This is a genomic window from uncultured Fibrobacter sp., assembly GCF_900316465.1.
Taxonomy (GTDB): Bacteria; Fibrobacterota; Fibrobacteria; order Fibrobacterales; family Fibrobacteraceae; genus Fibrobacter.
The window spans coordinates 26,896-42,964 of record NZ_ONDD01000019.1 but is presented as its reverse complement, the minus strand read 5'-3'; the positions used below and the strand labels follow the sequence as shown (position 1 = coordinate 42,964).

The 16,069-nt window shown below is 51.6% G+C and carries 12 protein-coding genes; 4 read left to right on the top strand and 8 right to left on the bottom strand.

Going from position 1 to position 16,069, the window contains the following annotated elements; genetic code table 11:
• Nucleotides 1-6 precede the first annotated feature (6 nt).
• From QZN53_RS08795 to QZN53_RS08760, 8 genes are all read right to left on the bottom strand, one after another.
• Nucleotides 7-3,087, bottom strand: coding sequence for an FISUMP domain-containing protein (locus tag QZN53_RS08795; protein ID WP_163438637.1), 3,081 nt, complete (start codon nucleotides 3,085-3,087; stop codon nucleotides 7-9).
• Between the two features lie 49 nt (nucleotides 3,088-3,136).
• Nucleotides 3,137-3,982, bottom strand: coding sequence for a patatin family protein (locus QZN53_RS08790; protein WP_163438636.1), 846 nt, complete (start codon nucleotides 3,980-3,982; stop codon nucleotides 3,137-3,139).
• Complete coding sequence (locus QZN53_RS08785; RefSeq protein ID WP_163438635.1) at nucleotides 3,979-4,677, bottom strand: 1-acyl-sn-glycerol-3-phosphate acyltransferase; 699 nt, start codon at nucleotides 4,675-4,677, stop codon at nucleotides 3,979-3,981. Before QZN53_RS08785 ends, QZN53_RS08790 begins: the two co-directional genes overlap by 4 nt.
• Nucleotides 4,677-5,123 carry a 3-hydroxyacyl-ACP dehydratase FabZ gene (gene fabZ, locus QZN53_RS08780; protein ID WP_072801092.1) on the bottom strand — a complete coding sequence of 149 codons (447 nt, stop codon included), beginning with the start codon at nucleotides 5,121-5,123 and terminating at the stop codon, nucleotides 4,677-4,679. The genes QZN53_RS08785 and fabZ overlap by 1 nt, the downstream gene beginning before the upstream one ends.
• Nucleotides 5,120-5,851, bottom strand: coding sequence for a glucose 1-dehydrogenase (locus tag QZN53_RS08775; RefSeq protein ID WP_072801093.1), 732 nt, complete (start codon nucleotides 5,849-5,851; stop codon nucleotides 5,120-5,122). The genes fabZ and QZN53_RS08775 overlap by 4 nt, the downstream gene beginning before the upstream one ends.
• A 24-nt stretch (nucleotides 5,852-5,875) precedes the next feature.
• Nucleotides 5,876-8,272 (bottom strand): beta-ketoacyl-[acyl-carrier-protein] synthase family protein, encoded by a 2,397-nt coding sequence (locus tag QZN53_RS08770; RefSeq protein WP_163438634.1) that lies wholly within the window; start codon nucleotides 8,270-8,272, stop codon nucleotides 5,876-5,878.
• A 90-nt stretch (nucleotides 8,273-8,362) separates the two neighbouring features.
• Nucleotides 8,363-8,602, bottom strand: a complete 240-nt coding sequence (locus tag QZN53_RS08765; protein ID WP_072801095.1) for an acyl carrier protein — start codon at nucleotides 8,600-8,602, stop codon at nucleotides 8,363-8,365.
• Between the two features lie 138 nt (nucleotides 8,603-8,740).
• Nucleotides 8,741-9,814, bottom strand: a complete 1,074-nt coding sequence (locus QZN53_RS08760; protein WP_163438633.1) for a hypothetical protein — start codon at nucleotides 9,812-9,814, stop codon at nucleotides 8,741-8,743.
• A gap of 80 nt (nucleotides 9,815-9,894) precedes the next feature.
• Here QZN53_RS08760 and uvrB point away from each other — a divergent pair, with 80 nt between their 5' ends.
• From uvrB to QZN53_RS08740, 4 genes are all read left to right on the top strand, one after another.
• A complete protein-coding gene (gene uvrB / locus QZN53_RS08755; protein ID WP_163438632.1) occupies nucleotides 9,895-12,075 on the top strand; it encodes an excinuclease ABC subunit UvrB in 2,181 nt (726 codons plus the stop codon).
• A 143-nt stretch (nucleotides 12,076-12,218) separates the two neighbouring features.
• On the top strand, nucleotides 12,219-13,280 hold the full coding sequence (locus QZN53_RS08750) for a hypothetical protein (RefSeq protein WP_163438631.1): 1,062 nt from the start codon (nucleotides 12,219-12,221) through the stop codon (nucleotides 13,278-13,280).
• Between the two features lie 103 nt (nucleotides 13,281-13,383).
• A complete protein-coding gene (gene gpmI, locus QZN53_RS08745; protein ID WP_163438630.1) occupies nucleotides 13,384-15,018 on the top strand; it encodes a 2,3-bisphosphoglycerate-independent phosphoglycerate mutase in 1,635 nt (544 codons plus the stop codon).
• Nucleotides 15,019-15,162: 144 nt separating this feature from the next.
• Nucleotides 15,163-16,041: a hypothetical protein gene (locus QZN53_RS08740; RefSeq protein ID WP_163438629.1), complete on the top strand. Its 879-nt coding sequence runs from the start codon at nucleotides 15,163-15,165 to the stop codon at nucleotides 16,039-16,041.
• The last annotated feature ends 28 nt before the right edge of the window (nucleotides 16,042-16,069 follow it).

Genomic DNA, 16,069 nt, shown 5'->3' with positions numbered 1-16,069 from the left:
AGTTCCTTACTTCTTAACGCACCTTACGGCAGCGCCCACGACCTCGCCACCCATTTTCACATACATCTTGTACTGAGAGAATTCCATATAAGATCCATCTGAAGCCCAGAAATAGGCTCCACTAGTCGTTTTGAATTGCGATACCGTTTGATAGCCACCCGACAAGTAGGATTCCACATATCCTGTCGGATAAATACCTACTCCGTAAAAGTCATCAGCAGTGTGTCCATTAAGTTCGGTCCAATTGCCCGCATACAAGCAGTGCTCTCCACTTATATACAAAGACACAAAGTTTGAACGGAAGTTCTCCCACTCCGTTTTAGTCGGCAAGCGCCAACCCGACGGGCACGCCTTCTTTGCCGAAGTAAAGGAATACAGACGAGCATCACTTCTAGAATTCATTGCCCAGTTGGAATCCGCCATTTCATAGTTCAAATCCTGAACCATCCAGACCTGATTCTTGACCGTCATCACCTTGTACTTTTTATTATTGCGGCTATCGGTCATATAGTCATCGACAATGGCGACCCACCGGCCAGAGGTGCACTTGCTTTCATTAAAGCCGTTAAACATCACGTGCCCTTCTCTTGCAGCTGTACATTGGCCCATATACCGTTTCGTATCTGCATACGACCAACCATAGCCTTCACCCCATATATCGCACAGGTAATGAGTTTGTTTATAGGTTACCGTATCACCAACTCTACTCTTGGTACAATACCCCTGCAGCGAGTCCATCATTGTCTTCTTGTGCCATTCAGGTTGTACATTTTCGTAATCGCACAAATATTCCTGTTTGTTGAACACCACCTCTCTTCTCGGCGTTCCCGGTTCATCGCAGTAGCCATGAATTTCATTGATGCTGACTTGCCACCACTTGCCATATTCACATTTATAGAGAGTATCCTTATATTCCTTGTAGAACTTGAGAGTATCGCTCGGGCACCGGCCCATCACATACTTAAAATCCGTCGTTGTTCTCCATGCAATCGTTGTACCGGAAGACTGACATTCATAATACCGATCGCCGACCTTGATATTTTCGCCAACATTCTTTTCGCTGCAGAATCCATTAGCAATTTCGAAGTCGCTCATCTTCAGCCAGGATTTTTTACGACAGCCATACATCTCGCCCATGAACGAGCCCGTCTTGCCCGCGGCAAGAGAATCGCAGACGCCGAACATATCCGTAATCGTCCCGAGTTTCCAGGCGTTCTTGCTACACACGTAAACGGAATCATGCACCACCTTTTTGGTGCTGTCGTTTTTAGAATTGCAGAATCCGAAGCGGAATTCCAAGGCGGTCATCTTCTTCCATCCGGTCGATTCGCAGGAGTAACGAACTACCGACGAACCTTCGCCTGTAGAATCGATTTTTCCCTGAATCTTTTCAGTACAGAAGCCGAGCTGAGCGTCTATAGACGACATCGTACTCCAGCTCGTGCCATTGCAGTAGTAGCTAGTTCCGCTAACCTTCACGGTCTTATATTGCTTTGTACTATCACAGGCCCCACCGATATCGGCAGGAACTGCGCGAGTCCAACCCGAAGTCGTGCAGACGTAATCAACCCCTTCGCCTGTCTTGGCGAGTCCAGAAACTTTTCCTTTAGTGCAGACTCCGATTTCATTTTCCAAGGAGCTCAACTGCGACCAGCCATTCGATTTGCAAAGATACCCCTTTCCGCCATGTCTTGCCACCGAATCGATTCTAGCGGAATCGCACATTCCGATAAAGTCGCTCAGCACCGTGCTACGCCAATCGGCCGAATCACAAATATAGGAGTAACCACTTTCGGTTGAATCAATGATACCCTGTCTTTGAGGGATGCAAATTCCCAGTTCCTTTTCCAGGCTCGACAACAGATTCCAACGGTTATTGCGGCAGACATAATCCACGTCATGGTAGTTAATCGTCGAATAGACTCGAGAACTGTCGCACTCGCCCACATGGTCTGTCATCTCGGCCACGCGCCAGCCTTCATCGCTACAGAAATATTCTTTAGTCTTTGTCGTCGAGTCCACTTTAGTCTTGATGGTCCCGAAAGTTCCCTTCAACTTGCCGCGGCAATAGCCCAGTCGATCTTCAATATCAGAGAACTCACGCCAAGAGCCATCTTCACAGGCATAACGCTCGCCGTTAAACAGCATGGTCGTCGAGTCATTTGCAGCAGTGCAGCTTTCGCGCGCATCGGAGACATCGGCCACCTGCCAGGAATTGTACTTACAGATGTACATGGTATCGTTGATTGTTACCGCCGTATTTTTAACAACGTGGTTGCAGCTTTCGCTGAAATCGTCTTCCCAACGGGTTCCGAGGCAGCGGTAGTTGGTCCGTTCGCTCACGACATAAAATGGCCCTAGGTTTTCTTTACCAATGGAGTCACAAACGGGCAAGTCCTTTTTAGATTCGACAATATAAGTATAGGTCCTGCAGCGCAGCTGGTAATAGCCAAACATTTGTTCTTCTTCAAATGCCGGCGATGCAGACCTCGGCGTAAACACGGCAATGCCGTCTTGAGCCAAGTACTTGCCGTAATCCCCGAGACCTTTGCATTCTAGCGAGCCCGATTTGTCGGAACAGAAGCCGCCGTAATTCAACTGCAGGGCATCAACCGTGGTCGGGTACTTGGCGCTATAATTGCCAAGCCATTTCCAGTCTCTTTTCAAGGGGACATCAAACCCCGTCGGGCACGCTGTACTGGCTGACCACGATTCAAAAAGCTTGCCGTAGGTATCGCAATTTTCGCTATCGTCGTCATAGCAAACGCTGGAAGTACTCCAACCGCTACTGTTCACATTCTTGGTCAGCCAGATATACATGCCGATCTGAATGGTTTCAATGGTCTCGCCGGTACGGGAATCCCGGATTTCGCTCCTAATCACCGGGTCGTCCGAAGACTTGACGTCTACCTCACGAGACGCGTCCGATCCTTCCTTCGAAGAGGAACCGTTTTCCGAGCTAGAATTTTCGGAGCCAGAATTTTCTGAATTGGAATTTTCAGAACCAGAACCGGAATCACCACCGCACGCTGTCAAACAAAAGCTGGACAGTGCACAACAAAAAACAAACTTGGCAGCAGAGTTCACAGTCTCCTCCTATGAAGATTTCTCGCCCCGTAAATCCTACTATGTAAATTTAAATTTCTAAAAACGCTTTAAGGTCGTCCATGCGGCGTTTTGCCATCTCTACGCCGTGTTCATAGGACTCGTTCATCTTTTCCATATTGGTGTCAAACTGGTCGCACAAGTCGATAATCGGGCGAATTAAGAAAAGTCTGCCCTCTTTTTCCAGTTTTTCCATACGTACGAACATTTTTTCGTAGCGTTTCAGGCGAACCATGAGCGCACGGAACAGGTCCGGGTACTTGCGCTTGTACATGGGGTTCAGAATCGCGCGGTACTTGCGAAAGTCCGTCACCGCTTCTCCCGGATAATGGGTCGAAATGGCGACTACCTTGTCGCAGCCCTTTTCGAACGCCCGTTCAAACGGAATCGGAGCGGTAATGCAACCGTCGGCATAATGCTTGCCGTCGAGTTCCGCCATCGGGAAAATCATGGGCAGGGCGCAACTGGCGCTGATCAAGTCCAGCAAGCGCTTCTTGTCGTTCTTTTCGCTCTTGAATTCGGCGCGGCCCGTTTCGCAACAGGTTAGTCCGATTTCGCATTCGATTTTGGAATTACGGAACGCTTCAAAATCAAGCGGCATTTCGCCATCGGCAGCCAGATAGTTCAAAGCATGGAATTCCTTCTGAATCCCGATGAACTTGCTCGCCCACTTCTTGCCTTTCTGCAAGCGAGTCGGAAGCACGATAAAGCGCAAGCGACCCTGCTGGCGCGTAATGAAATTCACCGCCGCATGGGCTCCGGCAGAAACACCTGCCACGTAATTAAAATCAATCCCTTCGTCGAGCCAGGTGTCAATCACGCCTGCGCTGAACATGGTCTGACGAGAACCGCCCTCTAACACAAGTCCAGTCTTCATGCCTCGACCTCTTCAGGAGTTTCAGATGCGACCGGGAGCGGAGCCACTTCAGACTTACCCAACGCCTGCTGCTTGAGCCCCCAGACTTTCTGTCGGAAGTATTCGCTGCGTTCAGCCAAGTGCTTCGAAGAAGGGATTCCCTTCACGCGTTCAATCTTTTCAGGTTCGCCCACAACAATTTGTGTGCGGTGACCTCGCTTATAAATGCCGTCGATTCCCACCGAAAGCACTGGCGCGCCGGTACTGCGGGCAAGGAACGCAAAACCCGTCTTGAATTCGTTCAACAAGCCGTCATAGCGGCACTTGCCTTCGGGGAAAATAATGACGTTGTTTCCCTTTTCCAGTTCACGTTTGGCAAGCAAGGCCCATTCGGTGTCCATGTTAAAGCGGTCGCAAGGAATCACGCACTTCACGCGGGTCAGCGCCCAACTAAAATGCGGGTCTTCAATCTGGTCTTTAGCCACCACGATGCTTTTGTGATGGAAAAAGATAGCGAGCATCATGAGGGGGTCCCACATGCTCGTATGGTTCGCAATAATCACCGACGGTGTCTTCAGGCGCGGAGACTTTACCGTGTTACCGACAAAGGTCACCTTCGGGCGGTGCCAAACAAGCAAATAGACGCGCACGGTGTAGATGACAACCACCATGAAAAAGCGCATGAAAAGTTCGAACAGCGGGTTCTTCTTTTTCATTATTTTCCGAGAGATTCTTTCGGGATGCTTGTAAACGTCAGGGCGCCCTTCGCATGAACGTTGCCGTTCACTTTCACGATGCAGTCAAAACCGACCAGCACGCCGCCTTCCTTCGTCTTCTTGACAGAGATTTCAAGCTGGTCACCCGGAATCACCGGCTTCACAAACTTGAATCCGTCAATCTTCAAAAGCACGTAGAGATTTTTTTCCAAATCTTCGGCGGGCTTTTCAATCACGAGCGAGCAAAGCTGAGCGCAACTTTCCACAATGAGCACGCCCGGCATAATCGGGGTGCCCGGAAAGTGACCCGTAAAGTACGGTTCGTTCACGCTCACATTCTTAATACCCACGGCAGATTCATTCGGCACCAGTTCCGTGACCTTCTCGATCATCTGGAACGGCGGGCGCTGAGCAATCTTTTCGCTGATTTCGTAAATGTTCATCATAGAGAAAGACCTCCGTCGAGCACGAACACCTGGCCGGTCACGTAGGCGAACTGATCAGAAGCGAGCGCAGATACAATATTTGCGACTTCGTCGGCAGAGCCAAAGCGCTTCAGAGGAATCTTTTCGAGGTAGCCCTTGCGGGTTTCTTCGGGAATCGCTTCGATCATATCTGTTGCGATAAAGCCCGGAGCCACGGCATTCACGCGGATGCCGAAACCACCCAGTTCCTTGGCAAGCGTCTGGGTCAAGGAGTTCACTGCACCCTTGGTGGCGCTGTAAACAGCCTGGCCTGCAAGAGCGAACTTCGAAGACACGGAGCTCATGTTGATAATCACGCCGGACTTCTGCTTGTACATTTTCACAGCAACCTGCTGTGCGCAGTAGAAGTAACCCTTCACATTCAGGTCGAAGCACTTGTCCAACGTTTCCGGGTTCATCATCATCAAGTATTCGTCACGAACGATACCAGCATTATTCACAAGCACGTCAATACGACCATAAGCCTTAAAGACTTCGCGAATCATGACTTTCACCTGAGAAAGGTCGGCGACATTCGCCTTGTAAATCATGCCGTCACCACCTTCGGCCTTAATCTGGTCGAGCGTGGCGTTTGCAGCCTCGTCGGAACTGGAGTAGTTCACCACGACGGTATAGCCGTCGCGAGCAAGGCGCAAGGCGCAAGCCTTGCCGATTCCCTTAGAAGCACCTGTTACCAAAGCTACTTTCATATTCTAGCTCCTTCTTCCTAAACACTATTTTCCAAGCACGACAGCGCTATAAGAGCCGCCCGTCGCGTAAGAAACAACCAAAATTTTCTTGAGATTTGCCGATTCAACCGTCTTTGTCGAGACAGAATCATCTGCCGCCACAAAGTAGGCGTTATCGCTAGCCATTTCACCGCTCAACAAGAGAGCAGCTTCGGCAGCGGCAAGGGCTGCAGACCCCGCACGGCCTTCACCGGTGCGTTCCTTGACTTCGAAGAGCGGCATCGTCGCAAGCTTTTCGCCAAACACGCGCTTAAGGGCTCCCTTTTCGATATCGTCAATCTTCTTGCAGCCGTTTGCAAAACCGCAGACCGCATCCACGTCGGCAGCCGTAATGCCGGCATCGGCTAGAGCGTCGGCAATGGCCTTGTCCAAAGCCTCGTCAGAACCGACAAGCTTACCGAACTTCACGTTCTTTCGGCCATGGCCGAAACCGAGCGCGTAGCAGTAGACCTTGGCACCGCGGGCCTTGGCATATTCTTCTTCTTCGAGCAAAATCGACACCGAGCCGTCGCCCACCACAAAACCTTCAGCATTAGCGAAAGGCGCCACCACATCGTTTGCGGCCACACCAAGCTTCTGGGCAAATTCCGTAATAATCGGCAGGTTTTCGTCGGTACCGGTAGCCATCATGGCCTGCTGCTGACCATCATGAATCACGTTCATGGAATAGCCAATACTATCAAGGCCAGAAAGCGGACCCGTGGTAATGGTAACGCCGTAGCCCTTGATACCCGAACAAATAGAGAGGTAACCGCCAGCCGCATTGTAAACGGTGTGCGGGAACTTGAAGGCGGAACCACCGGCATTGCCGAGTTCAGCAATCAGTTCTTCAAAATCGTAAGTGGCGCCAAGACCGCCTTCGCTTGTTCCCACGATAATACCGATATCCATGGCATTTTCGTCAGACACCTTGAAGTTAGCATCTTGCAGCGCACGCATGCCGGACACCGTCTGGAGCTGGCCCAGGTTGTCGAGCTTGCGGTAGAAAGCCATCTTGATGCCGAGTTCCTTGTAGTCGTCCAGGGCAATCGTCGAGCGGACCGAAGTCGATTCCGGCTTCTTGCCGGCTTTCACGGCTTCAAGGTAAGCGGTCTTGCTGTTGCCGAGGGGAGACACGATGCCAAGACCTGTCACGGCAATCTTCTTGTTTGCAGCGCTCTGGGCAGTCACGTTTCCCGGTTCCTTCGAGAAAACGATTGCCGCATTCGTGCCGCCAAAAGCAACGTTGTTGCTCAGCACGCACTTCAAATCCTTGTGGCGAGCCTTGTTCTGCACAAAGTCCATGTCGCCCACTTTTTCCTTGAGGGCGGCAGACTGTTCTTCGCTGTACGGGAAGGTCGGAAGCACTGTATCGGTAGTAAGAGCCTTGATGCTGAACACGGCTTCAATCGCACCGGCGGCCCCCAGGCAGTGGCCCGTAAGCACCTTGGTCGAGCTCACGCTCACCGTCGGGTTTTCTTCGCCAAAGTAAGCCTTGAAGGCGGTCATTTCGGCGTTATCGTTCTTGCCCGTACCGGTACCGTGGGCATTGATGTAACCGATATCGGTTTTTGCAATGCCGGAGTTCTTGACAGAGCGGTTGATCGCTTCCTTAAGGCAAAGACCATCTTCACGCGGAGCGGTAATGTGGTTCGCATCGCTCGTGACACCCGAACCCAGCACTTCGCAGTACTGCTTGGCAGAGCGCTTTTGAGCATGTTCGTAAGATTCAACAATCACGATGCCGGCGCCTTCGCCGAGCGTAATGCCGTTGCAGCGGTTGAACGGAGAGCAGCCGTTTTCGTCGAGGGCATGCAAAGAAAGGAATCCGGAATACGGAACCGAGGCAAAAGAATCGGCGCCGCCCGCAATGACCACGTCCGCTTTGCCGGCGCGAATCAAATCGCAAGCCACCGCAATGGAAATCGTGCCGGCAGCGCAAGCATTAGCCACGTTCGTCACGATGCCACCGGCACCGCAAGTTTCGGCCACCTGGGAGGCGATTGAAGCGATAGGCATCTTGGCAATTTCAGAAGCGTCGCGACCATGCTGATGATACTGTTCAATCGAAAGAACACCACCCACGCAACTTCCAATCACCACGCTCACGCGCTGGTCGTCGCCAAAGTTCTTGAGACCTGCATCGGCCAAAGCTTCGTTAGCAGCCTTGATGCAAAGTTTCGAGACGCGGTCCTTTTCTTCGGGAGCGTCAATTTCATCGAGGGTGTCACACTTGACTTCGGCAGCCAAGTCCGCATAGCAGTTCACTGTATCAACAGAAGTTGTCTTATGAATGCCGGAAACAGATTCCAAGGCACTCTTCCAAGTTTCTTCGACATTGTTACCGACGGCACAAATGACGCCTAAACCTGTAACTACACAACGCTTGTCATTAGGGGTCATATTTTTTCCAAAGATAGATGCATCCTATTGCCAAGCTCCAGGATGCGAGAAAAACAAAAAAAGCCGAGAACGCGTCCCCGGCTAAATTCTTTAGGCCTTATGAGCTTCGATGTATGCAGCGATTGTATCGATGCTCTGGAAGTTTTCCTTGGCAACACCCGTCATAGACACACCGAAGTTGCTATCGACAAAGGAGATGATTTCAAGAGAATCAACAGAATCCAGGCCAATTTCTTCACCGAAAAGCGGAGTATCGAACTGAAGCACGTCGCCATCGACACCGAGATCAGACATAAAGAAGGCCTTGAGTTTTTCTTTCATTTCGTTCATATTATACCTCGTAACTTTTTTGGGGCAAAGATAGAAAAAAATAACAAATGTGTTGTCAAAATTATTACAAAAGCGACATATAACCCTAATTTGGGGACGAAATGCACATAGCCAGCCGCTTTTTTGGCGTTTTTTGCGCTAAAATGCTTGACGAACGTAAAAAGACAGGCCTAAATGGTCAAAATCGACCCAAGAAAAGTCGGCACGGGCAAACAAATTCTGCTTTAAATTCAAGCCCAAGAGAGCGCCAACACCAACGGACCGGTGCCAGTCGTTACGAACAAGTTCACTAAAGTAACGACCCGATTTTCCGCCTTCGAAGAACACATGGCTACCCAGGCGCCACCAAATAAACTGACGGACTTCGGCCTGCATGATTACCGCCTGATTGTCGCCAAAATACAAGCTTTCTACACCGCGGAATCGGCAAATTCCATCGGGACCAGCAAGCATGTCAAAAGGCACATCGCCATCGGCACGCTGCCACAGCATGCCAAACGCCATCGTTGTCGTTTTAGACATGCTGGAATACCCGCGCAAGTCAAACGATTCTACGTCAAACGTGTAGTCGCCCAAGCGGTCGCTATAAAACATCTGCTGCCACTGGGCCAAAAAACCGTGCCGCGTCCAGTTGATATTGTCGCGGGTATCAATTCCCAGCAAATAGCCTGCGCCATTTCGCCAACCGGAATGGGTATCGGGCAAATCATCGATTTTACCGACTTCGAAATCAATTTCGGTGTATTCCGCATGGACTTCGACACCGTACTTGAACGCCTTCGGAAGCCCGATTCTCGATTCAATTCGCGTGCCGTACTGAAATTTTTTGCGGTTAAAATTGGTGAAAATATCAATGTCCGGATCATTGCCGCGACCATAATAGCCAGCCACCCAATCTTGGTACTTGAGCAGTCCCCAAATACTGATTTGATCGTGGAACAGGTAGTAGTAAGGTTCCAATTGCAACTGCAGCTGACCACGCGTCGAGCCATATGCCGTAAGGCCGATTTCGGGAACGTTGCCATTCGGTTCGTCGGGGCGCAAAAACAGCAGAGCCATCACGCCGATCTGGAATTCCGTCTCTTCGGTATACCCTAGAATAGGCACCACGGAATAACGCTGGAAATCGTCTTCGGACGCATCTTCAGTTGCCGCAGCGACAAACGCCACGAAAGCAATCAAAAGCAATCCTATTTTTTTCAACAATTCCATTACAAACCAAATATAAAATTAAAATGAAGCCTTTTATTTATTGCTAATTTTTGATTATTCATTATTTATTCTTATATCACATGGCTCGCGCACGCAAGACTATTACACCCGACCCGTATGCCAAACCGATAGCGAAACCGCTACCGCCCGAACAGAGTTTGCCGGGACATTTGAAGCAGTTCCAGTCACCGACTCGTGCGAACTTCGAGCTCGTGAGCCCTTACGGGGCAGCAGGCGACCAGCCTAAGGCCATCGAAGAATTAACGGAAGGTTTCAAGCACGGCGAACAGTTCCAGACGCTCCTCGGCGTGACGGGTTCGGGCAAGACCTTCACGATGGCGAACGTCATCAAGAACGTGGGCAAGCCGACGCTGATTTTGACGCACAACAAGACGCTTGCGGCCCAGCTTTATCAAGAATTCAAGGCGTTCTTCCCACATAACGCGGTGGAATACTTCGTCAGCTATTACGACTACTTTCAGCCCGAAGCCTATATTCCGCACACGGATACCTTCATCGAAAAAGACGCAAGCATCAACGATGAAATCGACAAGCTCCGCCTGCGCGCCACCGCGAACTTGCTGACCCGCCGCGACGTGATTATCGTTGCCTCTGTCAGTTGCATTTACGGCTTGGGAAGCCCGAGCGAATACTTCGACCTGATGGTTCGCATCAAGAAGGGTGACATTTACGACCGCGACAAGATTCTGCACGACTTGGTTCGCATTCAATATACGCGAAACGATTTCAGCCTGGAACGCGGCTCTTTCCGCGTGCACGGCGATGTGATTGAAATTCACCCGAGCTACGACGAAGAAGGCCTGCGAATTGAACTTTTCGGCGACGAGGTTGACAGGCTCGTGCGCTTCAATATGGTTACCGGCGAAGTCACGCAGGAACTGGACGAGATGACCATCGCTCCGGCAAAGCACTTTGTGACCAAGGAAGAAGGCCGCGCAGGCATTTTGCAACGCATGCAAATGGAGCTCACCGACCGCCTCGCCGAACTGGACAAGGAAGGCAAGGTGCTGGAATCGGCCCGTCTCAGCAGCCGCACTCGCTACGACATGGAAATGATCCGAGAAACCGGCATGTGCAGCGGCATCGAAAACTACTCCCGCATCATCGAAAACCGCGCTCCGGGCACGCGCCCGTTTACACTCATCGACTACTTTGGCGATGACTGGCTTTTGATGATTGACGAATCCCACGTGAGCATTCCGCAAGTGGGCGGCATGGCCGAAGGCGATAAGAGCCGCAAGACCACGCTGGTGCAGTACGGTTTCCGCCTGCCTTGCGCGCTGGACAACCGCCCCATGAACTTTGCCGAATTCGAGTACATGTACCCGAAGCAGGTGCTTTTTGTGAGTGCCACCCCCGGCGATTACGAACTGACAAAAACGGGCGGCGTCGTTACCGAACAAATTAACAGGCCAACCGGGCTTCTGGATCCGAAAATCGAGATGTTTCCCATCAAGGGCCAGATGGACGTGTTGCTGTACCGCATCGAAGAAGTCGTCAAGAACGGCGACCGCGTGCTGGTCACGACGCTTACCAAGAAGATGGCCCAGGACCTCACCGACTTCTTTGTAGAAGCAGGCATCCGCGCACGCTACCTGCACAGCGACATCAAGACTTTGGAACGCCACGAACTCATCCGGGGCTTGCGCACCGGAGAATTCGACGTGCTCGTAGGTATCAACCTGCTGCGCGAAGGCTTGGACCTGCCCGAAGTGAGCATGGTGGCCATTCTCGATGCCGACAAGGAAGGATTTCTGCGCAACTACCGCAGCCTGATTCAGACCATGGGCCGCGCAAGCCGTAACGTGAACGGCACGGTGCTTTTGTTCGCCGACAACATGACCGATAGCCTCGACAAGGCCATTACCGAAACCGCTCGCCGCCGCAGCGTTCAGGAAGAATTCAACAAGGAACATGGAATCACCCCGAAGTCGGTGACCCGCAAGCTCGAAGACGACCTGAGAATCAACGACCCCCTCGGGGATATCGGCGACGATTCCGTCGACGAGGACTACGAAGACGACGGCAACGGCATCCGTCCTATGGAACCGCTACAGCCCTCCAGCAAAACTCGCAAAAAAGGCCCCGGCAAGAAAAAGGCGCTCCCGCAACAGGCACGGCGCAACAATTCGGGGTCCGAAAGCATCGAAGAGTTGGAAAAACAGATGAAAGAGGCCGCCGCACGCCTCGATTTCGAGGAAGCTGCACGACTCCGCGACATTATTCGCGGCATGGAATAGATTTATATCACTAAAATCCGCTTTTTTGCGCAAAAAAGCGTGTTTTTCGCTTCATTTTAGCTTAAATTTACACTTTTTTGATTGCATTTCAGCCCATTTTTGTTTATTTTCAAGGGCAGAAAAACAATTAATGAGGAAAAATCATGATTTTTGCAAAGAAACTTATCCTGAGTTCCGTTTTCGCCATTGGCGCATTCGGCCTCATCGCTTGCGGAAGCGATAGCAAGTCTTCTACCGAACCCGATCCGAACCAGCAGGGCAAAATTGTAGTTCCGGACAAGAAAGACCCCAACATCACCGTCACAGAATTCTCTTCTCGAATCGCCGGTGACGAAATCAGATTCAAAGGCCAGTTCGGCATAGACTTTGTCGGCGACCCTGAAGCCCAGGACAGCGTCTTCAATACAGCCTTCACCGGAATCGAATATAAGGTCGGAAAGGGCACTGACCCGAGCAACATGGCTAGCGTTAACGTAGCCGTCAGCTCCAACACCATCCTTTTCCCGACGCAGAATGCTATTGACCTGAATTCCATGAATTCTGCCTATGTGTCCGTCAACCTGCTGGATCAGGGTTTCACCGAATGTGGTACGTTCAGCCTGGTCGTTACCGTGACGGCTAACGACGGCGTAAAGGATTACCAGAGAACCGAAGTCATTCCGTTCGAACGCGATGCAGCCGAATACTGCCGCACCGAAGACACGACTTCTCAGCAGCCTGTGAAGGCCGAAATCCCCATGACCTCCTGCCAGGTTGAACTGTCTACGAATATGAATCCGGGCCTCAGCCTTTCTACTTGCACTGCAGTGCCTGCCGGTTCTCCCGCAGACATCACCTTCGTCAAGGCTGGCACCAGAAACGAACCTGAACTTTCCGCTACCGCCGGCGCAGGCGTCTTTGTCACCCCGATTACCAATGGTGACCTTCCGCCTGCTACCGACGACTACGAAGTGGATATCTGGCCGGAAGACATGAACCCGGATCGTTCTCCGGCAACCGCCTACGTGAGCGACTTCAAGTTTAAGACCATCGAAGGCACGCAGTTGAATGAAATGATCCTGAACTCCAACCAGATCTACGTCGCAAAGACCGCAGCCTACAATGCTGAAACGGGCGCCGGCTTCTACGCTTTCGCACTCACCGAAACGACCGAAGGCAACAACGGCGACTACACCTTCAAGGTGAAGCTCTATAAGGTCCAGTAATCGGGTCTAAACCAAATTTAAGCCCTCCCCGCAAGGGGAGGGCTTTTTTATATAGTGTTGAAATTGCTAAATTTTCGCCCGTAAATTCAAACACGGAGTAAATATGCTCAAGAAGCTTTCCAATTTCCCCGGCATCAAGGGACCGGTCGTAACCATCGTGATGGATGGTTTTGGTATCACCGATAAAGTCGAAGGCAACGCCATCAAGGCAGCCCGCACCCCGACTCTCGACAACCTCTTCAAGATGTACCCGAACGTGCTCCTGAAGGCTCATGGCCGCGCCGTGGGTATGCCGACCAACGAAGACATGGGTAACTCCGAAGTGGGCCACAACGCTATCGGTGCTGGCCAGGTGTACAACCAGGGTGCCGCCCTCGTGCAGGATTCCATCGTCTCTGGCGAAATCTTCGGCCGCGACGCATGGAAAGAAATCGCCGGCAACGCCCGCGAAAAGAACACCGTCCTCCACTTCATCGGTCTCTTCAGCGACGGTAACGTTCACTCCAACATTTCTCACCTCAAGGCCATGGTTGCCCAGGCCAAGAAGGAAGGCCTCAAGAAGGTCCGCGTGCACATCCTCCTCGACGGTCGTGACGTGCCGGAAACATCCGCTCTCGATTACGTCGGCCCGTTCGAAAAGTTCCTCGACGAACTCCGCAGCCCGGAATTCGACGTTTGCATTGCTAGCGGCGGTGGCCGTATGCAGATTACCATGGACCGTTACAACGCTAACTGGAAGATGGTGGAACTCGGCTGGAAGACCCACGTGCTCGGCGAAGGCCGCTACTTCGACAACGCTACGCAGGCTATCGAAACCCTCCGTGGCGAAACCAAGGCTATTGACCAGGATCTCCCGCCGTTCGTGATCGCGAAGGACGGCCAGCCGGTCGGTACCATCAACGACGGTGACTCCGTGGTGTTCTTCAACTTCCGTGGCGACCGCGCCATCGAAATCACCCGTGCCTTCGAAGAAGAATCCTTCAGCGAATTTGACCGCAAGCGCTTCCCGCACGTCTGCTACGCTGGCATGCTCCAGTACGACGGCGACCTCAAGCTCCCGAACCGCTTCCTCGTTCCGCCTCCGGCCATCAAGGAAACCAGCGGCGAATGGCTCGCTGAAACCGGCGTCAAGCAGTTCGCTTGCTCCGAAACGCAGAAGTACGGCCACGTGACCTACTTCTGGAATGGTAACCGTTCCAGCAAGTTCGACGGCGAAACCTACCTCGAAATCGAATCTGACGTTGTTCCGTTCGAACAGCGCCCGTGGATGAAGGCTGCAGAAATCACCGACGCCATGATCGAAGCCTTGAAGAGCGGCAAGTACCAGACGCTCCGCTGCAACTTCCCGAACGGCGACATGGTGGGCCACACCGGTTCCTTCCGCGCCGCCACCATGGCTATCGAAGCCGTGGACATCGGCCTTGCACGACTCCTCCCGGTGATCGACGCCCTCGGTGGTGTTGCAATCATCACGGCTGACCACGGTAACGCCGACGAAATGTACGAAATCGACAAGAAGACCGGCATGCCGAAGGTCAACAAGGACGGTACGTTCAAGGCCAAGACCAGCCACACCCTCAACAAGGTTCCTTGCATCCTTTACGATAACGTGACCGGCGGCAAGCTCGGTCTCAAGGAAGGCGACTGGGGTCTTTCTAACATCGCTGCAACGACCGCGAACCTCCTCGGCCTCGAAAAGCACGAAGCGTGGGATGACAGTATGTTGATCATCAAATAATTGATGATTAACATAAGACAAAATTAAAAATGGAACCCGCAAGGGTTCCTTTTTTTACAATTTGTCCACGGCAATGTTACAGATAAATTGCACTGTTCTCTTTTTTTTGTATATATTCATAGTAAACAAAAAAGGAGAACAATCATGTCTATTCGAAAATGCAAACGCAAACTAGCTCTGTGCATAGCATCCCTTTTTTGGGCGGCATGCGATAACGATTCCAGCAGTTCCGTGGCACCGGTTCCCGACCCGGAAACGAACGCGTCTAACGATGTTTCAAGTAGTTCAGAATCGCAGACCGAGACTCCTTCTAGCAGTTCCGAGATTCAGACAGGCGAACCTAGCGAGCTTTCTAGCAGTTCCGTGGAACAACCGGCTAACCCAGACATTCAGGAACCGGCTTCGTCTAGCAGCGAAATACCCAGCAGTTCTTCTTATTTCAACCCCGATTACCCGTACACGTTAGGGTTGCACCCATCGGTTCATTGCAAGGACTCGACATTCTACACTCCATCGCCTTGCGCTTCGTACCGACCAAACTTAAAGACCGTCATGGCCGAACTCTCCGAGAACGAGGCTCTTTACGGCGTTCCGCCTCAAACGTGCACCATCACCGCCCGAAATGATTCCATATTCAAATGCGACAACGGGATGATTTATTTCAAAAAGATGGCGTACGCCACAACAAAGTCTTTCGCTTTAGTCGGAGACACCATCGAACAATGTGCCCCAACAGCGGCAACCAACGGCGAAGCATGTCCTTCTGCAAAGGAATACTTCACCAATCAGGCCAAAGACGCCGAAGCCAGCACAAATTATCCAAACAAGTACACGTTGGCAGATAATACAACCCTCAACTGTAAGGATGCTTACGAGACCAAGCTCGACACCGTGAATACCAACGGAGCGAAGTACGACCATTGGATCAACGAGCACAAGCAAAAATGTGATGACGGGAACGAGTATACAACCGATGAGTTGATGGACTTAGTTTCCAAACAGAATTCCGCTAAACCGGACTAGATTTCCAAAGGAGCCCTCGCGGGTTCCT